The sequence below is a fragment of the Serratia sp. CY81684 genome, from assembly GCF_052166595.1.
Lineage (GTDB): Bacteria > Pseudomonadota > Gammaproteobacteria > Enterobacterales > Enterobacteriaceae > Serratia > Serratia nematodiphila.
This window is the reverse complement of the sequence record NZ_JBJNOO010000003.1, coordinates 332,392-353,605: the sequence shown is the minus strand read 5'-3', so window position 1 is coordinate 353,605 and position 21,214 is coordinate 332,392. Positions and strand designations below refer to the sequence as shown.

Genomic DNA, 21,214 nt, shown 5'->3' with positions numbered 1-21,214 from the left:
CACCGCCGGGCGGTCAATGATTACGACAACGGATTGTGATGGACTCTCTCGGACAACTCGCCAAAGACCTTTATCGTGGGCGCATCTCGCGCAAACCCTTTGTTTTTTCGCTGGCGATCTTCGCCGTTGGCATCGTGCTACTGTCGTTTCTGTCGACCTATCTGGATAAAAACCATTTTCGCGCCCATGCGCACGGCGATACCGAGGAATTCGTCTCGGTGCTGCTGTATCTGCTGTGCATCATGGTGTGGGCGCTGTTCTGTTTTGGCCTGGTGGCGTGGTTTATGGCCAAAACCGCGTTTCGGCTCAACGATATCGGCCTGCCCGGTTGGGCGCTGGCCGTGGCGTGCTATGTGTGTTCGGTGCTGAACAATTACTCTCCCGGCCCGGTGGCGCGTTGGCTGCCGCTGTTCAGTCTGGCGGGGATGATCTGCGCCCTGCTGTTGCCGCCGGGCGGGCTGCGCCGCAAGCCGCGTGAACATGCCGATTGAGCGCCATTCTGCTCAAGGCTATGGCTATCCGCCGGCCGCGCCGTCACAATAGCGCCTCATTCTGGTTTCAATCAGGGATTGCCATGTACAGCCACTACCCCGCCCATTACACCTTCGATAGCGACAGCGACGCCTGGCAGATCGGTTTCCACGACTTCCCCGAGTGGCAATCTGCCTGCTATAAACGCGAAGACATCGAGCTGGAAGCGCAGGAAAGCCTGCTGGCCGCCATCGCCGCCGCGATGGATGAAGGGCTGCCCCTGCCCGCCCCTTCTCCTTCGCAAACCGATGACTTGAGGGTACATCTGCCGGCGCTGGTGGCGCTGAAGATCGAACTGCACAACGCGATGCTGCGCAAAAACACCGGCAAAGCGGCGCTGGCGCGCAAGCTGGGTTTCAACGGCGGGCAAATGGAGCGGTTGCTGGATATCGGCTACGCCTCGAAGGTGGAAGCGCTGGAGCAGGCGTTGTATCTGCTGGGCTACGAAGTGCGCGTGACGATAAGTGAAGTTTGCCAATAAGTTAGCGGCAGGTAAGCGAAATATTATCCAAGGGGGCTAAATTTCCCCCGTTTTGCGCCGATATGATGGCTACCTAATCACTTGTCGCAACAACGAAGGCTAAAAATGGAGTGGAGTCGCCGTCATATTTGGGCCGTTATTCTGCTGTCTTGTCTCGTTTTTTGGGTCATTTTGGCGACCGGCATCAACGCCGTCGCCTGAGCGCCTGCCACCGTATTGCAATACCCGATTTTAAAGCCCGCCACACGGCGGGCTACTTCCTGTCGCTTGCTTATAAAAAGCGTTATAAAACAGCGCGCCCTGTTCAAAAAACAGCCTAAAATTGTGATCAAAAACACAGTATTGAAATCAGACCAGTATTGAGAGTACATTAGCGCCGATCCTGTCGCGGTTCGGATTTTACCTCACGGAGCATGAGGCGCGACAACCGGACAACCCGCGCTCGAGGACGTTGTTCTTTCGCTTGGAAGAATCCGCCCGACAAGCAGGTTGCCCATAAAATACTCAGCACAACAATCGGGATCATTGCTGGCGAGGACTCCAGACAGGAGTTGTTCAGTGAAATATTTTTTGATGGGCGTGTCATTCATGCTGGTTGCCTGGGTTGGCACCTTCATGTTGATGGTTGCCTGACAGCAGCCACACCAGGAACACAGACAAAGGGACGCGCAAGCGTCCCTTTGTCGTTTCGGCTAGCGCTCATTTGCCCGGCATCATGCGGCGCAGGGTGTCGTCCTTGCGCAGGTAGTGGTGATACAGCGCCGCCAGCGCATGCGCGCCAATGATAAAGTAGCCAACGTTTGCCAGCGTCTCATGCACCGTTTTGACCAGCCTGCGCATCACCGGATCCGGCGTCACCCACTGCGGCATCGGCCAGCCCAGCAAAGACCACGATTTCCCGCCGTAGGCCAGGGTTAACATGCCCAGCAGCGGCAACATCAGGAAGACCACGTACAGCAGCCAATGGAAAATCTTCGCGCCTACCTCCTGCCATTCTTCCAGCGGAGGCGTGGTTGGCGGCGCAGCGTGGAAAGAGCGCACCGCCAACCGAATCAGCATCAGGGCAAAGACCGATGCCCCAAAGTTGAAATGCAGATTTTTGACCATCGGCGCCCACGCCTCCGGCACCGAATCTTTCAGCAACATCGCCGCATAGGTGAGGATCACCATCAGCAGCGTCAGCCAATGTAAAACGATCTGCGATCGCGCGTAGCGGTTGCTCATACACTCTGTCCAAAAAATAAAATTCAGCGTAGATGAGCATAATGGGGAAATAATGAAGAAAACCTTGGGACGGAAAAAATAAGGCCGGGCGAACGCCCGGCCTGACAGGGTTATTTGGCGCTGCCGGCTTTGCCCGGCTTCAGCAGCCCGTCCGCGCGGAACATCGCCTTGATGCCGCGCACCGCCTGGCGGATACGATCCTGATTCTCGATCAGCGCGAAGCGCACGTGGGTATCGCCGTAGTCGCCGAAGCCGATGCCCGGCGAGACGCAGACCTTGGCTTCCGCCAGCAGGCGCTTGGCGAACTCCAGCGAACCGAGGTGGGCATAAGGCTCGGGAATTTTCGCCCACACGTACATCGACGCCTTCGGGTTTTCCACCATCCAGCCGGCCTCGTGCAGCCCCTTCACCAGCACGTTGCGGCGCTGCCGATACTGCTCGGCGATATCGCGCACGCACTGCTGATCGCCTTCCAGCGCGGCGATGGCCGCCACCTGCAGCGGCGTGAAGGTGCCGTAGTCGTGATAACTTTTGATGCGCGCCAGCGCGCTGACCAGCTCAGGGTTGCCGACCATGAAACCGATGCGCCAGCCGGCCATGTTGTAGCTTTTCGACAGGGTGAAGAACTCCACCGCAATGTCTTTCGCCCCCGGCACCTGCATGATCGACGGCGCTTTCCAGCCGTCATAGACGATGTCGGCATAGGCCAGGTCGTGGATCACCAGCACGTTGTACTGTTTGGCCAGCGCCACCACCCGCTCGAAGAAATCCAGCTCCACGCACTGCGCGGTCGGGTTGGACGGGAAGCCGAGGATCATCATTTTCGGGCGCGGAATGGTTTCCCGAATGGCGCGCTCCAGTTCACTGAAGAAATCCACGCCGTCCACCAGCGGCACCGAACGCACCTGGGCGCCGGCGATCACCGCGCCGTAAATGTGGATCGGGTAACTGGGGTTCGGCACCAGCACGGTATCGCCGTGATCCAGGGTCGCCAGCATCAGGTGCGCCAGCCCCTCTTTCGAACCGATGGTGACGATGGCTTCGCTTTCCGGATCGATATCCACCTGATAACGATCGGCATACCAGCGCGAGATGGCGCGGCGCAGGCGCGGAATGCCACGCGAGGTGGAGTAACCGTGGGTGTCGTCGCGCTGGGCGACGGCGCACAGTTTTTCCACGATGTGCGGCGGCGTCGGGCCGTCGGGGTTACCCATGCTGAAGTCGATAATATCCTCACCGCGACGGCGTGCGGCCATCTTCAGTTCGGCGGTGATGTTGAATACGTAAGGGGGAAGGCGTTCAATGCGCGTAAAACGGCGCTGTGGACTGTTATCAGCCATAGGGGATTCCTCGATAAACGTTAGCGCCCGGACCGTCCGAGCGACGCTGGCCAGCGAACTGACCGAATATCGAACATAGCGCAGCGCCGGCGAGCTTGTCGATACCCGGCGCGATATTTTTATTTGCCGCCCTGAAACTCCGCCGCCAACAGCCCGAACAGCCAGTCGTCGCGCCACTCTCCCGCCAGGCGGAAATTATCGCGCAGCGTGCCTTCCAGCTGAAAACCGCACGACTCCAGCAGGCGGCGCGAGGCGAGGTTGCCGGAAGTCACGGTAGCGGTCAGCTTATGAAAACCGCAGGCGTTCACCGCAAAATCCAGCACCGCCCGCAGCGACTCCTTGCCATAACCCTTGCCCTGGCCGGAGGGCAAACTGCCGTATCCCACCTCCGCCTGCCGATACGGCAGCCACTGCGGGCGAAAGCCGGTAATGCCCACCGCCTCCCCGCTGTGCTTCTCACGCATCACCAGACACAGCCACTGATCGCCGTGTTTGTCCCAGGCCGGCAGCCGCGCGTCGAAACGCTCGCGGATCGCCGCTTCGCTGAGCGGATCGGCGATATAGCGGATCACCTCAGGATCCTGGTAAAGGCGCAGAAACAGCGGCCAGTCCTCGGCGGTTATCGACTGCAAGATCAGGCGTTCAGTGACCAGCTTCATAAAATCTCCGAAAAACGAAAATGAGGAACTTACGAATGAAAGATATCTCTTTATTTTCCCCGATTGGTTGCCGATAATCATTCACGTTAAAACCACAAAACCATAACGTCTTGCCCGATTCCCTACAACTGCCCGCCGCAGTAACTCACGCGGCACCAGGAGAACACCATGGCCTCTTTAGTCATCGACGATATTCCGCAGACGATCGTTAACGTCAAGCGCCAGCTGCGCCAGGCCTTGCCGAACTACCGCGAAGTTTTTCTGGCGCTGGAGGAGAACATCCGCGGCCAGGTCGAACAGATCCGCCGCGAACTGGCCGCCGGCCATAATCCGGTGCCGCAGATCGACGCGGAAGATATCCTGCAGCAGCGCGTCAGCGATCAACAGATAGCGCTGATCAAACAGCGCGGCGCCTGCGCCATTCGCGGCGTGTTTCCGCGCGCCAAGGCCGAAGGCTGGAACCGGGAAATCGGCGACTATCTCGAGCGCAACAACTTCGTCGAGCGGTTGAAAAACGCTGCCGAAGACAACTATTTCGGCAAGCTGGCCGCCAGCAAGCCACAGATTTATGGCATCTATTGGTCAAAGCCGCAGGTCGAAGCGCGGCAGGATGCGCGTATGCATGCGGTGCAGGTGTTCCTCAACAGCCTGTGGGCCACCGAAAGCAACGGCAAGCAGCATTTCGATCCGACCCGCGTCGCCACCTACGCCGATCGCACCCGCCGCCGCCCGCCGAACTCCTCGTCGCTGGGCCTGTCGCCGCACGTCGACAGCGGCACTATCGAGCGCTGGCTGGACGAGAACTTCCGCTATGTGTATCGCCACGTCTTCTCCGGCGACTGGCAACAGTACGACCCCTTCGCCGCCGACGGCCGCACCGAAGTGCGCGAAATAGCCTCCCCGGCGGTCTGCTCGATGTTCCGCACCTTCCAGGGCTGGACGGCGCTGACGCCGCAACGCACCAACGCCGGCACGTTGAACCTGGTGCCGATCGCCAACGCCATGGCCTATGTGTTGCTGCGCGCGCTGCAGGACGACGTCGCCGACGACGATCTTTGCGATGCGGCGCCGGGCCGCGCGCTGTCGATCTCGGAAAAATGGCATCCCCTTTTATTAAGTGGGATTTCCCCTATTCCCGATCTGGAGCCGGGCGACACGGTATTTTGGCATTGCGACGTGATCCACGCGGTGGAGAACGAGCATAACGGCGAGTTCGACAGCAACGTGATGTACATCGCCGCCGCGCCGGGCTGCGCAAAAAACGACGCCTACCTGCAGCGTCAGCTGCCGAGCTTTATCGATGGCAGAACGCCGCCGGACTTCGCTCCCGACGATTTCGAAGTGGATTTCGCAGGCCGCGCCACCGTCGAGTTGCTGACGCCGCTGGGCAAAGCGCAGCTCGGTATGCGCTGACCGCCGGCCTGAGCCACGGGCCTCTCTCGCTGTGGTATACTGCCGCCATCCGTAGGCCGCAGCGAGAACCCGTCGTGCACCCTTTTTTTGAAATGCTGTTGGCGGTGTTTGATCGCGCCGCGCTGATGTTGATCTGTCTGTTTTTTCTGACCCGCACCCGGCTGTTCCGCCAACTGCTGCAAAAAGAAGACCATACGCCGCTCGAGCTCGGCATCGTCACGGCGATCTTCTCGCTGTTCGCGCTGTTCAGCACCTACTCCGGCATCAACGTTGAGGGATCGCTGGTCAACGTGCGCGTCATCGCCATCATGGCCGGCGGCATTCTGTTCGGCCCCTGGGTGGGGATCGTCACCGGCATCATCGCCGGGGTGCACCGCTATCTGATCGACATCGGCGGCATCACCTCGGTGCCCTGCCTCATCACCAGCATCATCGCCGGCATCAGCGCCGGCTACATCAACCTCAAGGTGAGAAAAGAGCAGCGCTGGCGCGCCGGCATCGTCGGCGGCATGCTGTGCGAATCTCTCACCATGCTATTGATCGTGCTGTGGGCCAAGCCGACCGAGCTTGGGCTCGACATCGTGTCGCAGATCGCGCTGCCGATGATCCTCGGCACGGTGTGCATCGGCCTGATCGTGCTGCTGGTGCAGAGCGTCGAAGATGAAAAAGAGGTGATCGCCGCACGCCAGGCCAAGCTGGCGCTGGATATCGCCCACAAGACGCTGCCCTATTTTCGCAACATCAACAGCGAATCGCTGGCCACCATTTGCGATATCATTCGCCAGGACATCCGCGCCGACGCGGTGGCGATCACCGATACCCATCAGGTGCTGGCTTACGTTGGCGTGGGGCGCGAAGCCTACCCGATCGGCCGCGAAGGGCTGAGCCGCGTTACCCGCGAAAGCATTCGCCACGGCAAAATCATCATCAAAAACAACCTGGAAAACCCGGCCGCGCCGCAGATCCATTCGCAGCTGGTGGTGCCGCTGTGGGAAAAGGGCGAAGTGACCGGCGCGCTGAAAATTTACTACTGCCACGCTCACCAGATCACCAACACGCTGAAGGTGATGGCGGTCGGGCTGTCGCAGATCATCTCCACGCAGATGGAGGTTTCGCGCATCGAGCATCTGCGCCAGATGGCGGATAAAGCCGAAATGCGCGCGCTGCAGAGCAAGATTAACCCGCACTTCCTGTTCAACGCGCTGAACGCCATCTCTTCCTCCATCCGCCTGAATCCGGACACCGCGCGCCAGCTGATCATTAACCTGTCGCGCTACCTGCGCTACAACCTGGAGCTGAACGACGAACTGATCGATATCCGTAAGGAACTGCATCAGATTCAGGACTATATCGCCATCGAACAGGCGCGCTTCGGCGCCAAGCTGACGGTGATTTACGACATCGACGACGACGTCTCGGTGCGCATTCCGAGTCTGCTGATCCAGCCGCTGGTGGAGAACGCCATCGTGCACGGCATCCAGCCCTGCAAGGGTAAAGGGGTGGTGGTGATCGCGGTGAAAGATCAGGGCGATCGGGTGAAAATTTCGGTGAAGGATACCGGCCACGGCATCAACCAGGAAACCATCGACCGGGTGGCGCGCAACGAGATGCCGGGCCACAATATCGGCCTGCTCAACGTGCATCACCGCGTGTCGCTGCTGTACGGTGAAGGGTTGCATATCCGCCGCCTGGAGCCGGGCACCGAAATCGCATTCTACATCAGCAAAAACGGCGGCAAGCTGCATCAGGAACCGAGCGCGCCGCCGGTCGGGGAGGCCTCATGAAAGCCATCATCGTGGAAGACGAATTCCTCGCGCAGGAAGAACTCAGCTACCTGATCAAGAAACACAGCAATATCGATATCGTCGCTACCTTCGAGGATGGCCTCGACGTTCTGAAATACCTGCAAACCCACCAGGTCGACGCCATTTTCCTCGACATCAACATCCCGTCGCTGGACGGCGTGCTGCTGGCGCAAAACATCAGCAAGTTCGCCCATCGGCCGTCGATCGTATTCATCACCGCCTATAAAGAACACGCGGTGGAAGCCTTCGAGATCGAGGCGTTCGACTATATCCTCAAGCCCTATCACGAAGCGCGCATCGTCACCATGTTGCAAAAACTGGAGGCGCTGCACCATCGCCCCGCCGGCGCGGCGGAACCGACCAGCGCGCCGAGCCGCGGCAGCCACAGCATCAACCTGATCAAAGACGAGCGGATCATCGTTACCGACATCAACGACATCTATTACGCCGCCGCCGATGAAAAGGTGACGCGGGTCTATACTCGCCGGGAAGAATTCGTGATGCCGATGAACCTCACCGAGTTTTACGGCCGGCTGCCGGAAGAGCATTTCTTCCGCTGCCACCGCTCTTACTGCGTTAACCTGGCCAAGATCCGCGAGATCGTGCCCTGGTTCAACAATACCTACATTCTGCGGCTGAGCGACCTTGAGTTTGAAGTGCCGGTCAGCCGCAGCAAGGTGAAAGAATTTCGCAAGCTGATGCGCCTGTAAGCGCTTACCAGCGCGGGCCCGGACGGTAGTAATAGCCGGGCGGCGGCGGTGGCGGCATGCGGTAATGCGGCCGATCTCGCCAGTCGCGCCGCGGCGGCCCGTAGTAAATCACCCGGGGCGGCGGGCCGTAATAGTACCCGCGCGGGCGTTCATACCGGTGATGATCGGCCCACCAACGCGGATCGCGCCAGCGATAGCCGTCCCAGTAGTGGCCGCGATGATCGCGATCGCCGATATGCAACGACAGGCCCGGCACGTTCACGCCGATGGACACGTCGGCCTGGCTCGCCAGCGGCAGCGCCAGCAGCGCGGCCAGTAACAACAGCGTTTTTTTCATTTCATGGACTCCTGCAGAGCGGACCTCGTCCGATCGCAGATAACATAGTCCCGCGCTCGCCGCCGCTCTATAGGCGCAATGCCGATTTACGCCTTGCAGACGCATCCTTCACAATTTCACCACAATCGTTCACCGGCGATTAATAATAAATCGTTGATATCTTTGATGTAGATCACGTGTTACTCCCGGCATTTCACGCGCTTTTCGGCGTAAAAACGGCAACTCACGCCGTATAAAATGCATTTCATTCCTTCCATCGTGCAACTCATTCCCGATCCGCCGCCCGCCGGGGGCGCCGGCCATATAATAAGCCCATACCGCGGGAACGCTGATTCACCCCGCAAATTTCAGCCAGCGGCTCACGCCCGGCAACGCACACACAGGAAGGAGACCGGCCATGAACACCAAACCGGCAAATCGCAGCTTAATCGTTCTCGGCACTATCATCTGTCAGATGGGTCTGGGCACCATCTACACCTGGAGCCTGTTCAACCAGCCGCTGGTCGACAAGTTCCACTGGGGACTGGCGGACGTCGCCACCACCTTCTCCATCACCAGCTTCTTCCTGGCCTTCGCCACGCTGTTCGCCGGCAAGCTGCAAGAGCGCTTCGGCATCCGCAACCTGACGCTGTGTTCCGGCATCCTGGTCGGCCTGGGCCTGATCGCCAGCGCCCATGTCAGCTCGCTCGACATGATCTACCTGCTGGCCGGCGTGGTGGTGGGCTTTGCGGTCGGTATCGCCTACATCTCCACCCTGTCCAACCTGATTAAGTGGTTCCCGGCCAACAAAGGCCTGATTTCCGGCATCTCCGTCGGCGCCTTCGGCAGCGGCAGCTTGCTGTTCAAATACGTCAACGCCGCCCTGATCGCCGACGTCGGCGTTTCAGGCGCCTTCTTCTACTGGGGTGCCATCGTGATGGGCCTGATCGTCGTCGGCTCCCTGTTGCTGAAAGAGCCGGTGCTGGCGACCAGCGCCGCACAGCCAGGCGCCAACGGTCTGGGCAACGACTTCAGCGTGCGCCAGATGCTGGCCACCAAAGAAGCTTACCTGCTGTTCACCATCTTCTTCGCCGCCTGCATGAGCGGCCTATACCTGATTGGCATCGTGAAAGACATGGGCGTTCAGCTGGCCGGGATGGATTTGGCCACCGCCGCCAACACCGTGTCCGCCGTCGCCATCTTCAACACCGCCGGCCGCATCATCCTGGGGACGCTGTCCGATAAAGTGGGCCGTATGCGCGTCATCAGCTTCACCATGCTGGTTACCGTGCTGGCGATTGTCGCCCTGAGCTTCATGACCCTGAACCACACGCTGTTCTTCATCTGCGTCGGCGCGGTGGCCTTCTGCTTCGGCGGCAACATCACCGTGTTCCCGGCGATTGTCGGCGACTTCTTCGGCCTGAAGAACCACAGCAAGAACTACGGCATCATCTATCAGGGCTTCGGCCTGGGCGCGCTGGCCGGTTCGTTCGTCGCCAAATACTTCGGCGGCTTCCACGCCACCTTCATGGTGATTGGCGTCCTGTCCGCCGCTTCTTTGCTGATTACACTGTTCATCAAAGCGCCGAAAGCGGTGGAAATGGAAAGCGAAGAAACCGCACAGGCGGCGGAGCTGGCCAAAGCCTGATACCCCGCGAAAACGACAAGGGGCGCAACCTGTGGGTTGCGCCCCTTTTTTATTGCCCTGCCGCGCGGCTTACAGCCGCATGCCCAGCGTCTGGCGCAGATGCGCGCCGGCCCCCAACAGGCCCGGTTGGCCATGGGTTATCATGAACACCGGAATGTCTCGCACATAGTCACGGAAACGCCCTTTGTCTTCGAAGGCGGCACGGAAGCCCGAGGCCTTGAAGAATTCCATAAAGCGCGGCACGATGCCGCCGGCGATGTACACGCCGCCAAAGGTGCCCAGATTCAGCGCCAGGTTGCCGCCGAAGCGCCCCATGATCACGCAAAACAGCGACAGCGCACGGCGGCAGTCGATACAGCTGTCGGCCAGCGCCCGCTCGGTGATGTCCTTCGGCTCCAGTTTCTCCGGCAGGCGGTTGTCCGCCTTGACGATGGCGCGATACAGATTGACCAGGCCCGGCCCGGACAGCACGCGCTCGGCGGAAACGTGCCCCACTTCACCGCGCAGCACCTCCAGAATAATGTCTTCTTCTTCGCTGTTCGGCGCGAAATCAACATGGCCGCCCTCGCCCGGCAGGCTGACCCAGCGGCGATCGACGTGCACCAGGTGGGCGACGCCCAGCCCGGTGCCAGCGCCGTACACCGCGATCGGTTTGCCCGGCTGCGCATCGCCGCCGCCAAACTGCAGCACGTCGTCCGGCGAGAGCATCGGGATCGCCATCGAGACGGCGGTGAAATCGTTGATCACTTCCAGGTGACTCAGCCCCAGACTGGCCTGCATTTCTTTGATCGAGAACGCCCAGCTGTGATTGGTCATCGCCACCCAGTCTTCCGTCACCGGGCAGGCGATCGCGATGCAGGCGTCCTGCACCTCGATCTCGCACTCTTTCAGGTATTGGCGGATCACCGCCTCCAGGCTGTCGAACTCCAGGCCGGAATAGGTTTTCGCCTGGGTAATCTCACCCGTCGCAACAGTGCACAACGCCAGGCGGGCATTGGTGCCGCCAACATCACCCACGAGGGCATAGGTCATTGATTTCGTCTCCGCAAAATGAAAAATAAAACGCTGCCCACACTGTAAAATCCTGCTGCGAAAACAACAATCACCCGCCTCGGATCTGCACCTCAATAGCGATCCGGATCACAAAAAACGTTTCAGCTTGTCCGCTATGCCGCGATTTGAAACAAATTGCGGCAAAAAACGCCCCCCGGCGACTGTTAACCGTCATCGCCGCCGGGCAATATCAATGCGTGCCTGCGCGCCGATAGTCTGGCAAGCTGTGGCCACTGCCCAACCACCCGCTCTCCCTGCCCCGCAGGGAGGCATCGACAAGGGATTATTCATGCTGCATCCGCGCGCCAATGCCATGTTGGCCTTTGCTTTGCCTGCGCTGATTATCGGTTCCGTTTCCAGTCTGGTGCTGCTGTTGGTGATGAAAATTGCCGCCGCATTGCAGCAATTACTGTGGGTGACGCTGCCCGATGCGCTGAGCCTGGACGCCCAGTCGCCCTGGTGGCCGGTTGCGATGCTGACGCTGACCGGCGTGGCGGTCGGCCTGATCGTGCGTTATATGCCGGGTCACGCCGGGCCGGATCCGGCGACGGAATCGCTGATCGGCATGCCGCTGCCGCTCTCCGCCCTGCCGGGGTTGGGGTTGGCGCTGATCGTCGGCCTGGCCGGCGGCGTCAGTCTGGGGCCGGAGAACCCGATCACCGCCATCAACATCGCACTGGTGGCGGCGGCCGGCGCGCGCCTGCTGCCGAAGGTGCCGCACATGGACTGGATCATCCTGGCGGCGGCAGGCACTATCGGCGCAATGTTCGGCACACCGGTCGCCGCCGCGCTGATCTTCTCGCAAACCCTGGCCGGCAATAACGAAACGCCGCTGTGGGATCGTCTGTTCGCCCCGCTGGTGGCTGCCGCCGCCGGCGCGGTCACCACGCAGATGTTCTTCGTGCCCAATTTCGCCCTGCAGCTCGATGCCTACGACGTGACGCGGCTGCCGGACATTTTCAGCGGCGCCATCGTGGCGCTGATCGCCATCGCGCTCGGCATGGTGGCGCTGTGGTGTTTCCCGCACGTTCACCGCCTGTTCCATTCAATGAAGAATCCGGTGTTGATGTTAGGGCTGGGCGGCTTTGTGCTGGGGCTGCTGGCGCTGTTGGGCGGAGAGATTACCCTGTTCAAGGGGCTGGATGAGATGAAACGCCTGGCGGTGGACGACAGCTATTCGGTGCCGGCGCTGTTGACCATTACCCTGACCAAGCTGGCGGCGCTGGTGATCGCCGCCGCCTGCGGTTTTCGCGGCGGGCGCATCTTCCCGGCGGTGTTCGTCGGCGCGGCGCTGGGCCTGATGCTGCATCAGCATGTTCCGGCGGTGCCGGCGGCGATCACCGTCTCCTGCGCCATCATGGGGCTGGTGCTGGTGGTGACGCGCGACGGCTGGCTGAGCCTGTTTATGGCGGTGGCGGTGGTGCCGGATCTGCACCTGCTGCCGGTGTTGTGCATCGTGATGCTGCCCGCCTGGCTGGCGCTGGCGGGCAAACCGCTGATGCTGGTAAACCGCCGGCAACCGCCGCGCGACGATTAGGCCAGCGCGAACGCCGCGGCGGCGCGGGCGTGGATTGCAGTGGTGTCGAACACCGGCACCGACGCATCCCGCTCGCTCACCAGCAAGCCTATTTCGGTGCAGCCGAAAATAATCCCCTGCGCCCCCTGCTGTTCCAGATCGCTGATAATCCGGCGATACTCGTCGCGCGAGGCGTCGCGAATTTTACCGAGGCACAGCTCGTCATAGATGATGCGGTGTACGATGTCGCGATCGGCACTGACCGGCGTCACCACGTCGATGCCGTGCAATTCCTGCAGGCGGCCGCGGTAGAAGGTCTGCTCCATGGTAAAGCGCGTGCCCAGCAGCCCGACGCGGCGAATATTTTTTTCCCGCACCTGCAGCGCCGTGGCATCGGCGATGTGAATCAGCGGCAGGCCGCTGGCCTGCTCGACCGCCTCCGCCACCTTGTGCATGGTGTTGGTGCAGATCACGATAGCTTCGGCGCCGGCGGCGCGCAAAGCCACCGCGGCGGCGGCCAACAGCCGGCCGGCGCCGTCCCAATCGCCCTGGTGCTGCAAGCGCTCAATCTCCTGGAAATCGACGCTGTAGAGCACGATTTTGGCCGAATGCAGCCCGCCAAGGCGCGCCTTTACCTGCTCGTTGATGGTGCGGTAATACGGAATGGTGGATTCCCAGCTCATGCCGCCCAGCAAGCCCAACACTTTCATCCTTCGTTCCTCAGCATTTCCGACGATCCTCTGACCTTACCTGAGAATCGTCGGTCTGACGACGCCTTATTTGGCGCCGGAATTGATCGGCTGGCGCACCTCGAACCAGCGCTGACGCAGCATGTCGTACAGCCAGTTATAGGCCATGGTGTACGGCAGGAAGAACAGGAAGAAACCGATTTCCAGCATAAACGCCTGCGTCCAGGAGATGCTCAGCATCCAGGCGGCGATCGGCACGCCGATCAGGATAAAACCGGCTTCAAAGCCGACGGCGTGCAGCGCACGCACCTTCAGGTTACGCACCACCCGGCTGACCGGCCACAGGCGGTCGAACACCGTGTTGTAAACCATGTTCCACAGCATCGCGACGGTGGAGAGCATTACCGCCAATGCACCGACCTGCACCATTGAACGGTTCAGCAGCCACGCGCCCAGCGGGGCGCAAACCATCACGGCGATGGCCTCGAAACCGACGGCGTGGACGATACGTTCAATGAGAGACTTGTTTTGCAGTTGCATACATCACCTTTTTTTCAACAGTTGTTGCGAAAGCCAGGTGATTATCATCGCTTTTTTGGGTAGATTAAAAATAGGTTCCATCTATAAAGTAGATAGATCATGCACTATTCCCCGGAAGCGTTGCACGCGTTTGTCGAAGCCGCCGCCCTCGGCTCGTTTTCCGCCGCCGCGCGCAAACTGCGCAAAAGCCAATCCACCATCAGCACCGCCATCGCCAATCTGGAGGCGGACCTGGCGCTGACCCTGTTCGATCGCGGCGCGCGCCAGCCGGTGCTCACCGCTGCCGGCCGCAAAGTGCTGGGACATGTGCAGGCGATCCTGGCCGCCAGCGAACGCCTCGACGCCCTGAGCATTCAGTTGGCGGGCGAGGTTGAACCGCGCCTGAGCATGGTGTTTTCCGATACCTACCAGCCCAAGCATCACGATCGGTTGATGCAACTGTTCGAACAGCGCTACCCGGAGATTGAGCTGGAATGGATGATCGCTGAGGAAGGCGACGTTATCGATCTGCTGCAAAGCGGCCGCGCGCATTTGGGCATGGTGGAAGTGCAAAAAAGTTATCCGCCGGATATCGCCTTCTCCCGGCTGCCTGAGCAGACCGAAATGGGGCTGTTCGTCGCCCATCAGCATCCGCTGGCGCAGGTCGCTGCGCCGACGCCGGAGCAATTGTCCAGCACCCGCCAGTTGATCCTGAACACCTACACCGGCGCCGAGGCGGCCAGACAGGGTGGCCTGGTCTGGTCGGCACCCAGCTATCTGCTGCTGCTGGAGATGGCGGAACAGGGATTCGGTTGGGCGGTGTTGCCGCACTGGCTGGTGCAGCAATACGGCCACGACAGACTCACCCAACTGCGGCCGCGCGGCTGGCCCAAACTGATTTCGGTGGATGCGGTCTGGTCCAAACTGACCCCGCCGGGCCCGGCGGGGTTCTGGATGCTGGAGCGCCTGCTGGGCGACACCCTGCCTTAAGCGGCGGCGTTGCGCGCCTGAATGGCGCGAGAGACGGTATCGAGGAGTTCCGGAATGTCCATCTTCGGCAGCATCACTTCGATGAAGGCCAGCCGCTCGTCGTCCGCTACCTCGCGCAGCGCCTGACGCAATCCGTCCGGATCGCTGACCCGCAACGCCTTCACCGGCCGATCACCGGCCAACGCCATCGGCAACTGCGTCCAGTTCCAGCGCGCGATGTCGTTATAACTTTGCTCAGGCCCGTGGATCGCGCGCTCAACGGTATACCCCTGATTGTTCAACACGAAGATCACCGGTTTAAGCCCGTCGCGCAGCATCGATCCCAGTTCCTGCACGGTTAACTGCGCGGCGCCGTCGCCGATCAGCAATACTGCCCGGCGCTGCGGTTCGGCGGTCTGCACGCCGAACGTCGCCGGCAGGGTATAGCCGATCGATCCCCAGAGCGACTGCACGATCAGGCGGCAGCCACGCGGCAACGTCAGCGCCGCCGCGCCGAAACAGGCGGTGCCCTGATCGGCCAGCACGATATCCCCCGGCCGCAGGAAATCCTGTACTTGCCGCCAGAAGGCGTGCTGATCCAGCCCTTCCCCATCGCCTTCCGGCAGCGCCGGGCGGACGATCGGCGGCAACGGCCAATGCGACGCCAGCGACAGGCTCAGGCGGTGCAATGCCTGCACCGCCTCGCGCATCGGAATGCGGCTAAAGCGCTGCCGCCCGACCCAGGCTTCGAACGGTTGAATATCGATGCATTTTTCCACCGGCAGATGATGCGTGAATCCCGCGGTAATGGTGTCGGTCAAGCGTACGCCGACGTTGATCACCACATCAGCGTTTTCGATCAATTGTTTCACCGCCGGATCGCTGGCGCCGCCGCAGTAGGTACCAACGAAACCGGCGCGATTCTCGTCCAGCAGGCCCTTGCCGAGCAACAGCGTCGCGTGCGGCATATCGACCTCCTGCAGCCACTCGTCCAGCGCCGCTTCGGCGCCGAAGCGATCGGCCAGGAAGTCCGCCAGCAGCGACACCCGCCGTGCCGACAGCAGCTTTTCACGCGCCGCGGCGATAAACGCCTGCAATGCGCTCTGCGACAGTTTGGCCTGGCGCAGCATCAGCGGCGCCGGTTTACTCGGCAGCGGCGCCTGCGCGACGTCGCTGGGCAACATCAGGTAAACCGGGCGATGCTCCAGCAAGGCGACGCCGATCAGGCGGTCTATCTCCAGCGCGGCGTTGTCGGCGGTCAGGTCGGCCTGCGCGACGGTCACCTCTTTGGCGATCCGGGCGAAATGAGTGAAGTCGCCATCCCCCAGCGAATGATGCAGCAAATCACCGGCGCGCTGGGCGCGCTGCGCCGGCGTGCCGACCACGTGGATCACCGGCAGGTATTCGGCGTAGCTGCCGGCCACCCCGTTCAACGCGCTCAGCTCCCCCACGCCGAAGGTGGTAAGCAGCGCGGCCGCCGGTTTGCAGCGCGCATAGCCGTCAGCCGCATAGGCGGCGTTCAACTCGTTGGCGCAGCCTACCCAGGTGATTTGCGGATGCGCGAGGACGTGATCGAGAAATTGCAGGTTGTAATCCCCCGGCACGCCGAAGAAATGACGGATGCCGATTTGGGCCAGACGATCGAGCAGATAATCGGCCACCGTATAGGTCTGAGTCATGATCATCACCTGTCTGCAGCTGAAGCGATTATCTTAATTATCGAAGATGCCGTTCAAATTTCGAACAATCATCCCGGCATCGAACGGCAACCTGGCGTTACATGCCGGCGTCGTGATCGCTCCCGCGGCAACGCGGTGTGGAAACGTATACACTCAAAGCACTTCACCTCTCGCCGACAAGGATAACTATGTCTTACCCAGCCTCCCCCTCGCGTTATCAAGATATGGAATACCGGCGCTGTGGCCGCAGCGGGCTGAAGCTGCCCGCCGTCTCACTCGGCCTGTGGCACAACTTCGGCGACGCCACTTTGTACGATAACGCCCGCGGCCTGATCCGCTGCGCCTTCGATCGCGGCATTACCCATTTCGATCTGGCCAATAACTACGGCCCGCCGCCCGGCGCCGCCGAGGAGAACTTTGGCCGCATTCTCAACGCCGATCTGCGGGCCTGGCGCGATGAGCTGATCGTCTCCTCCAAAGCCGGTTACACCATGTGGCCCGGCCCCTACGGTGATTGGGGCTCGAAAAAGTACCTGGTCGCCAGCCTCGATCAGAGCCTGAAGCGCATGGGGTTGGAGTATGTGGATATCTTTTATCATCATCGGCCGGATCCGGACACGCCGCTGGAAGAAACCATGGCGGCGCTGGATCTGCTGGTACGCCAGGGCAAAGCGCTGTATGTCGGCCTGTCCAACTACCCGGCCGAGCGCGCGCGACAGGCCTTCGCCATTCTGCAGCAGCTCGGCACGCCGTGCGTGATCCACCAACCGAAGTATTCGATGTTGGAACGCGGGCCGGAGACGGCGTTGCTGGATACGCTGGAGGAACATGGCGTCGGATCTATCGCCTTCTCGCCGCTGGCGGGTGGCCTGCTGACCGATCGCTACCTGCACGGCATCCCGCAAGATTCCCGCGCCGCCAGCGGCAGCCGCTTCCTGCAGCCGGAGCAGTTGACCGCCGAGCGACTGGACAAGGTGCGCCGCCTCGATGCGCTGGCGCGGCAACGCGGGCAAAAGCTGTCGCAGATGGCGCTGGCCTGGGTGCTGCGCGGCGATCGCGTGACCTCAGTGCTGATCGGCGCCAGCAAGAATGCGCAGATAGAAGACGCGGTGGGCATGCTGGCCAATCGTCACTTCAGTGAAGAAGAGCTCGCGCAGATCGAGAACATCTTATTGTAATCGCTTACAAATTCCGCCGTTCAATCGAGCGGCGATACTCCAGAAAAATCTCAAATCTTAACCTCCTGCATCATTTTCAGAGTGGCTCTCAGATTCAACCCTATGCGCCGGCGCTATGATGCCGATATTGCAGCAAAAATAACGATAAGGCCGCTTTTAAACTGATGAACGCGCTTCATAAAGTGACAAACGGCCAGGCCGCGCAAGCGGGAAGGAGAAGCCATGTTTAAACCTCTGCTCTTGGCCGCCATTTTGGCGGCGACGGTACTGCCCGCCGCACAGCAGGCGCATGCCGAAGGGATCAGCATCGATCTGATGCCGGGCGTTTCATTGCGCATCGGCGATCAGGATAACCGCGGCCGCTATTGGGATGGTTACGATTGGCGGGATCGCGACTGGTGGCAAGGCCATCAGGGCCGTTATCTCGGCGACCGCAGCCGTCGCGGTTACTACTGGGACGGCTATCGCTGGCGCGATGGCGACTACTGGCGTAAACACTATTACTATCATGAAGGACGCTATCGTAAATACGACAAACACTACGATAAGCACCACTGGAAGAAAGAGAAAAAGCACCATCACGATCATGACCGCGATCGCTGGCGCCGCCACGGCGATGACGACCGCGATTAACGACGACGGGCCGGCGCAACGCCGGCCCGCACTGTTTTCGCTTACAGCACGCTGCCGATCAACAGGTAGCCGTTCAATCCCACCACCACCAGTACGATCAGCTTGCCCAGATTTTGCACCAGCGGGCCGTTGACCATTTCCCCCATCAGCGCCCGATTGCCGGTGAAAGCCAGCAGCGGCACCAGCGCCAGCGCAATGCCGAAGCTGAGCAGCACCTGGCTCAGCACCAGAATGCGCGTCGCATCCATCCCCAACATGATGACGATAAACGACGGCAGCATGGTCACCGCGCGCCGCAGCCACAGCGGAATATGGAAACGCACGAACCCCTGCATCACCACCTGCCCCGCCAGCGTGCCCACCACGGTAGAAGAGAGGCCGGCGGCCACCAGGCTCAGGCCGAACACGGTGGCGGCGGCTTGCCCGAGCAGCGGTTGCAGCGTCAGGTAAGCCACGTCGAGATCGGCGATGCCGCTGTGGCCGCTGAAATGAAACGCGGCGGCGGCGGTGGCCATCATCGCCAGATTAACGAAACCGGCGATGGTCATAGCCACGGCGACGTCGACTTTGGTGGCGGCATAGCGTTCCGCCTTGTCGTGCTCGCCGCCGATTTGGGTGAGCGACGAATGCAGATAGATCACGTGCGGCATGATGGTGGCGCCCAATACCCCGGCAGCCAGGAATACCGCATCGCCGTTAGGCAAATCGGGCAGCGCCATCCCCTTCAGCAGCGGCGCCAACTGCGGCTGGGAGAACGCCAGCTCGACGATGTAAGCAGCGGCGACGAACAACAATAGCCCGCCGATCACCAGCTCCAGCGGCTTTTGCCCGCGTTTTTGCAGCATCAGAATTAAAAAGGTGGCGATGCCGGTCAGCACTGCGCCCTGCAACAGAGAGACACCGAGCAGCAGCTTGAAGCCGATCGCCGCGCCGATAAACTCAGCCAGATCGGTCGCCATGGCGATGATCTCCGCCTGTACCCAATAGGCCCATACCGCCGGCCGCGGAAAGCGATCGCGAATATGCTCGGCCAGATTTTTCCCGGTGGCGATGCCCAGCTTGGCGGACAACAGCTGGATCAGCATCGCCATCACGTTGGCCCAAACCACCACCCACAGCAGGCTGTAGCCGAATGAGGCGCCGGCCTGGATGTTGGTGGCGAAGTTGCCGGGATCGATATAGCCGATAGCGGCGATGAAGGCGGGCCCCATGAGCGAGAGTTTGATTTTTCTGGCGGAGCGACCGGAGGTGGTTTCAACCACGCGACTGTTCAGCATATGTTGAACCCTTACTGAAATTACGTTTATCTCCACTCTATATAAATGATAATAATTATCAAGCGCATTTAGAGCGGTAAAACTTATCTCTGTAATAGCCAACATTAACGGTTTTATCGAAGGGTTCAGCGCGGAGCTTGCCGATTTCCGTGCTTTTCTGATGGGATTTTGGCTGCAATACCCCTGAAAGACAGGTTAGCACAAGAATACGAATTTCCTATTGCTGCTTTAACATCTTGATTTTTTATGCTTTTGCGCAACACTTTAGGAGAACTCCCACTATGATTTTCCATATTTGCAATAGAAGTCTCGTTTTTAAACGTAGCGTTACATAAAATGACAGCCGAAATTCAGCCTGCCTCAAATTTGGAGCAAACATGTCCCATATTGCGCACTTTGCGTTGGCGATAGTGGTGGTAGCGATCCTGGCCCTGTTGGTGTGCCGCGATCGTAAAAGCATCCGCATTCGCTATGTTATTCAACTACTGGTTATCGAAGTACTGCTGGCCTACTTTTTCCTGCATTCGGAAGCGGGTTTGGGCTTCGTAAAAGGATTCGCCGCGCTGTTTGACAAACTGCTCGGGTTTGCGGGACAAGGGACTGATTTCGTGTTCGGCGGCATGGGCGACAAAGGCCTGGCGTTCTTCTTCCTGAAGGTGCTGTGCCCGATCGTCTTCATTTCGGCGCTGATCGGTATTCTGCAGTACATCAAGGTGCTGCCGTTCATCATCCGCATTATCGGCACCGTGCTGTCGAAAGTGAACGGCATGGGCAAGCTGGAGTCGTTTAACGCCGTCAGCTCGCTGATCCTGGGGCAATCCGAAAACTTCATCGCCTACAAGGATATCCTGGGCAAGATGTCGGAAAAGCGCATGTACACCATGGCGGCGACCGCGATGTCTACGGTATCCATGTCCATCGTCGGCGCCTATATGACCATGCTGGACGCCAAATTCGTGGTGGCGGCGCTGGTATTGAACATGTTCAGCACCTTTATCGTGCTGTCGCTGGTCAACCCGTACGACACCAATAAAGAAGAAGAGCTGCACCTCGGCAACCTGCACGAAGGCCAGAGCTTCTTTGAAATGCTGGGTGAATACATCCTGGCGGGCTTCAAAGTAGCGATTATCGTCGCCGCGATGCTGATTGGCTTCATCGCCCTGATCGCCGCGCTCAACGGTGTGTTCAGCGCCATTTTCGGCCTGAGCTTCCAGGAAATCCTCGGTTACTTCTTCTATCCGTTCGCCTGGATCATGGGCATTCCTAAGCACGAAGCCCTGCAGGTTGGCAGCATCATGGCCACCAAGCTGGTTTCCAACGAATTCGTGGCCATGATGGAACTGCAGAAAGTCTCTGCCGAGCTGTCGCCGCGCAGCCTGGGGATCCTGTCGGTGTTCCTGGTGTCCTTCGCCAACTTCTCTTCCATCGGCATCGTGGCCGGTGCGATTAAGGGCCTGAACGAACACCAGGGCAACGTGGTGTCACGCTTTGGCCTGAAGCTGGTGTACGGCTCTACGCTGGTCAGCATCCTGTCCGCTTCCATCGCGGGTCTGGTGCTGGGCTAAGCCTCGAAC

General features: G+C 60.3%; 21 protein-coding genes. 12 read left to right on the top strand and 9 right to left on the bottom strand.

Annotated elements, in window-relative coordinates; translation table 11 throughout:
- Positions 1 to 38 precede the first annotated feature (38 nt).
- The 3 genes from ACJ8QF_RS09525 to ypdK all read left to right on the top strand — a co-directional run bounded on the left by ACJ8QF_RS09525 (position 39) and on the right by ypdK (position 1,645).
- Positions 39 to 491, top strand: coding sequence for a DUF805 domain-containing protein (locus tag ACJ8QF_RS09525; protein ID WP_197753406.1), 453 nt, complete (start codon positions 39 to 41; stop codon positions 489 to 491).
- 83 nt (positions 492 to 574) lie between these two features.
- The gene (locus ACJ8QF_RS09520) at positions 575 to 1,012 is read left to right on the top strand and encodes a hypothetical protein (protein ID WP_004936322.1); all 438 of its coding nucleotides are present in this window, start codon (positions 575 to 577) and stop codon (positions 1,010 to 1,012) included.
- Between the two features lie 558 nt (positions 1,013 to 1,570).
- On the top strand, positions 1,571 to 1,645 hold the full coding sequence (gene ypdK, locus ACJ8QF_RS09515) for a membrane protein YpdK (RefSeq protein WP_099782600.1): 75 nt from the start codon (positions 1,571 to 1,573) through the stop codon (positions 1,643 to 1,645).
- 66 nt (positions 1,646 to 1,711) lie between these two features.
- Here ypdK and ACJ8QF_RS09510 read toward each other — a convergent pair whose 3' ends face one another.
- The 3 genes from ACJ8QF_RS09510 to ACJ8QF_RS09500 all read right to left on the bottom strand — a co-directional run bounded on the left by ACJ8QF_RS09510 (position 1,712) and on the right by ACJ8QF_RS09500 (position 4,235).
- Positions 1,712 to 2,236, bottom strand: a complete 525-nt coding sequence (locus tag ACJ8QF_RS09510; protein ID WP_197753407.1) for a cytochrome b/b6 domain-containing protein — start codon at positions 2,234 to 2,236, stop codon at positions 1,712 to 1,714.
- A 110-nt stretch (positions 2,237 to 2,346) separates the two neighbouring features.
- Positions 2,347 to 3,576 carry an alanine transaminase gene (gene alaC, locus ACJ8QF_RS09505; RefSeq protein ID WP_004936329.1) on the bottom strand — a complete coding sequence of 410 codons (1,230 nt, stop codon included), beginning with the start codon at positions 3,574 to 3,576 and terminating at the stop codon, positions 2,347 to 2,349.
- A gap of 119 nt (positions 3,577 to 3,695) precedes the next feature.
- Positions 3,696 to 4,235, bottom strand: coding sequence for a GNAT family N-acetyltransferase (locus ACJ8QF_RS09500; RefSeq protein ID WP_197753408.1), 540 nt, complete (start codon positions 4,233 to 4,235; stop codon positions 3,696 to 3,698).
- Between the two features lie 168 nt (positions 4,236 to 4,403).
- Between ACJ8QF_RS09500 and ACJ8QF_RS09495 the strand changes: the two genes are divergently transcribed.
- The 3 genes from ACJ8QF_RS09495 to ACJ8QF_RS09485 all read left to right on the top strand — a co-directional run bounded on the left by ACJ8QF_RS09495 (position 4,404) and on the right by ACJ8QF_RS09485 (position 8,163).
- Entirely contained in the window at positions 4,404 to 5,648 is a 1,245-nt protein-coding gene (locus ACJ8QF_RS09495; RefSeq protein ID WP_197753409.1) for a DUF1479 domain-containing protein, read from the top strand.
- 92 nt (positions 5,649 to 5,740) lie between these two features.
- Positions 5,741 to 7,432: a sensor histidine kinase gene (locus tag ACJ8QF_RS09490; protein WP_033632451.1), complete on the top strand. Its 1,692-nt coding sequence runs from the start codon at positions 5,741 to 5,743 to the stop codon at positions 7,430 to 7,432.
- A complete protein-coding gene (locus ACJ8QF_RS09485; protein ID WP_004936341.1) occupies positions 7,429 to 8,163 on the top strand; it encodes a LytR/AlgR family response regulator transcription factor in 735 nt (244 codons plus the stop codon). Before ACJ8QF_RS09490 ends, ACJ8QF_RS09485 begins: the two co-directional genes overlap by 4 nt.
- Before the next feature lie 4 nt (positions 8,164 to 8,167).
- On the opposite strand, the gene ACJ8QF_RS09480 is transcribed toward ACJ8QF_RS09485, so the two are convergent.
- On the bottom strand, positions 8,168 to 8,500 hold the full coding sequence (locus ACJ8QF_RS09480) for a DUF2502 domain-containing protein (protein ID WP_016926814.1): 333 nt from the start codon (positions 8,498 to 8,500) through the stop codon (positions 8,168 to 8,170).
- A 397-nt stretch (positions 8,501 to 8,897) separates the two neighbouring features.
- Between ACJ8QF_RS09480 and ACJ8QF_RS09475 the strand changes: the two genes are divergently transcribed.
- Positions 8,898 to 10,127, top strand: coding sequence for an L-lactate MFS transporter (locus ACJ8QF_RS09475; protein WP_004936347.1), 1,230 nt, complete (start codon positions 8,898 to 8,900; stop codon positions 10,125 to 10,127).
- Positions 10,128 to 10,196: 69 nt separating this feature from the next.
- Here ACJ8QF_RS09475 and glk read toward each other — a convergent pair whose 3' ends face one another.
- Entirely contained in the window at positions 10,197 to 11,159 is a 963-nt protein-coding gene (glk, locus tag ACJ8QF_RS09470; RefSeq protein WP_197753410.1) for a glucokinase, read from the bottom strand.
- A gap of 310 nt (positions 11,160 to 11,469) precedes the next feature.
- Between glk and ACJ8QF_RS09465 the strand changes: the two genes are divergently transcribed.
- A complete protein-coding gene (locus ACJ8QF_RS09465; RefSeq protein WP_306377601.1) occupies positions 11,470 to 12,717 on the top strand; it encodes an ion channel protein in 1,248 nt (415 codons plus the stop codon).
- On the opposite strand, the gene ACJ8QF_RS09460 is transcribed toward ACJ8QF_RS09465, so the two are convergent.
- Both ACJ8QF_RS09460 and ACJ8QF_RS09455 read right to left on the bottom strand, forming a co-directional pair.
- Positions 12,714 to 13,406, bottom strand: coding sequence for an aspartate/glutamate racemase family protein (locus ACJ8QF_RS09460; protein ID WP_044030750.1), 693 nt, complete (start codon positions 13,404 to 13,406; stop codon positions 12,714 to 12,716). The two genes, ACJ8QF_RS09465 and ACJ8QF_RS09460, sit on opposite strands and share 4 nt — an antisense overlap.
- 66 nt (positions 13,407 to 13,472) lie before the next feature.
- A complete protein-coding gene (locus tag ACJ8QF_RS09455; RefSeq protein WP_442537477.1) occupies positions 13,473 to 13,925 on the bottom strand; it encodes a multidrug/biocide efflux PACE transporter in 453 nt (150 codons plus the stop codon).
- Between the two features lie 99 nt (positions 13,926 to 14,024).
- On the opposite strand from ACJ8QF_RS09455, the gene ACJ8QF_RS09450 reads away from it, so the two are divergent.
- Entirely contained in the window at positions 14,025 to 14,894 is an 870-nt protein-coding gene (locus tag ACJ8QF_RS09450; RefSeq protein WP_031300563.1) for a LysR family transcriptional regulator, read from the top strand.
- Here ACJ8QF_RS09450 and ACJ8QF_RS09445 read toward each other — a convergent pair.
- Entirely contained in the window at positions 14,891 to 16,552 is a 1,662-nt protein-coding gene (locus tag ACJ8QF_RS09445) for an alpha-keto acid decarboxylase family protein (protein WP_442537476.1), read from the bottom strand. The genes ACJ8QF_RS09450 and ACJ8QF_RS09445 overlap by 4 nt on opposite strands.
- Positions 16,553 to 16,740: 188 nt before the next feature.
- Between ACJ8QF_RS09445 and mgrA the strand changes: the two genes are divergently transcribed.
- On the top strand, positions 16,741 to 17,730 hold the full coding sequence (mgrA, locus tag ACJ8QF_RS09440; RefSeq protein ID WP_049189262.1) for an L-glyceraldehyde 3-phosphate reductase: 990 nt from the start codon (positions 16,741 to 16,743) through the stop codon (positions 17,728 to 17,730).
- 222 nt (positions 17,731 to 17,952) lie between these two features.
- On the top strand, positions 17,953 to 18,363 hold the full coding sequence (locus tag ACJ8QF_RS09435; RefSeq protein ID WP_004936369.1) for a DUF2502 domain-containing protein: 411 nt from the start codon (positions 17,953 to 17,955) through the stop codon (positions 18,361 to 18,363).
- Between the two features lie 41 nt (positions 18,364 to 18,404).
- Here ACJ8QF_RS09435 and ACJ8QF_RS09430 read toward each other — a convergent pair whose 3' ends face one another.
- The gene (locus ACJ8QF_RS09430) at positions 18,405 to 19,640 is read right to left on the bottom strand and encodes an Nramp family divalent metal transporter (RefSeq protein WP_197798935.1); all 1,236 of its coding nucleotides are present in this window, start codon (positions 19,638 to 19,640) and stop codon (positions 18,405 to 18,407) included.
- A gap of 377 nt (positions 19,641 to 20,017) precedes the next feature.
- Between ACJ8QF_RS09430 and ACJ8QF_RS09425 the strand changes: the two genes are divergently transcribed.
- Positions 20,018 to 21,205, top strand: a complete 1,188-nt coding sequence (locus ACJ8QF_RS09425; protein WP_004936373.1) for a NupC/NupG family nucleoside CNT transporter — start codon at positions 20,018 to 20,020, stop codon at positions 21,203 to 21,205.
- Positions 21,206 to 21,214: the final 9 nt, after the last annotated feature.

Bases quoted from the DNA above. Each gene is read 5' to 3' on its own strand.
- ACJ8QF_RS09485 (WP_004936341.1), top strand. From the start codon at position 7,429: ATGAAAGCCATCATCGTGGAAGACGAATTCCTCGCGCAGGAAGAACTC.
- ACJ8QF_RS09475 (WP_004936347.1), top strand. From the start codon at position 8,898: ATGAACACCAAACCGGCAAATCGCAGCTTAATCGTTCTCGGCACTATC.
- ACJ8QF_RS09500 (WP_197753408.1), bottom strand. From the start codon at position 4,235: ATGAAGCTGGTCACTGAACGCCTGATCTTGCAGTCGATAACCGCCGAG.
- ACJ8QF_RS09450 (WP_031300563.1), top strand. From the start codon at position 14,025: ATGCACTATTCCCCGGAAGCGTTGCACGCGTTTGTCGAAGCCGCCGCC.
- glk (WP_197753410.1), bottom strand. From the start codon at position 11,159: ATGACCTATGCCCTCGTGGGTGATGTTGGCGGCACCAATGCCCGCCTG.
- ACJ8QF_RS09435 (WP_004936369.1), top strand. From the start codon at position 17,953: ATGTTTAAACCTCTGCTCTTGGCCGCCATTTTGGCGGCGACGGTACTG.
- mgrA (WP_049189262.1), top strand. From the start codon at position 16,741: ATGTCTTACCCAGCCTCCCCCTCGCGTTATCAAGATATGGAATACCGG.
- ACJ8QF_RS09430 (WP_197798935.1), bottom strand. From the start codon at position 19,640: ATGCTGAACAGTCGCGTGGTTGAAACCACCTCCGGTCGCTCCGCCAGA.
- ACJ8QF_RS09445 (WP_442537476.1), bottom strand. From the start codon at position 16,552: ATGACTCAGACCTATACGGTGGCCGATTATCTGCTCGATCGTCTGGCC.
- alaC (WP_004936329.1), bottom strand. From the start codon at position 3,576: ATGGCTGATAACAGTCCACAGCGCCGTTTTACGCGCATTGAACGCCTT.
- ACJ8QF_RS09465 (WP_306377601.1), top strand. From the start codon at position 11,470: ATGCTGCATCCGCGCGCCAATGCCATGTTGGCCTTTGCTTTGCCTGCG.
- ACJ8QF_RS09520 (WP_004936322.1), top strand. From the start codon at position 575: ATGTACAGCCACTACCCCGCCCATTACACCTTCGATAGCGACAGCGAC.
- ACJ8QF_RS09425 (WP_004936373.1), top strand. From the start codon at position 20,018: ATGTCCCATATTGCGCACTTTGCGTTGGCGATAGTGGTGGTAGCGATC.
- ACJ8QF_RS09495 (WP_197753409.1), top strand. From the start codon at position 4,404: ATGGCCTCTTTAGTCATCGACGATATTCCGCAGACGATCGTTAACGTC.
- ACJ8QF_RS09525 (WP_197753406.1), top strand. From the start codon at position 39: ATGGACTCTCTCGGACAACTCGCCAAAGACCTTTATCGTGGGCGCATC.
- ACJ8QF_RS09480 (WP_016926814.1), bottom strand. From the start codon at position 8,500: ATGAAAAAAACGCTGTTGTTACTGGCCGCGCTGCTGGCGCTGCCGCTG.
- ACJ8QF_RS09460 (WP_044030750.1), bottom strand. From the start codon at position 13,406: ATGAAAGTGTTGGGCTTGCTGGGCGGCATGAGCTGGGAATCCACCATT.
- ACJ8QF_RS09455 (WP_442537477.1), bottom strand. From the start codon at position 13,925: ATGCAACTGCAAAACAAGTCTCTCATTGAACGTATCGTCCACGCCGTC.
- ACJ8QF_RS09490 (WP_033632451.1), top strand. From the start codon at position 5,741: ATGCTGTTGGCGGTGTTTGATCGCGCCGCGCTGATGTTGATCTGTCTG.
- ACJ8QF_RS09510 (WP_197753407.1), bottom strand. From the start codon at position 2,236: ATGAGCAACCGCTACGCGCGATCGCAGATCGTTTTACATTGGCTGACG.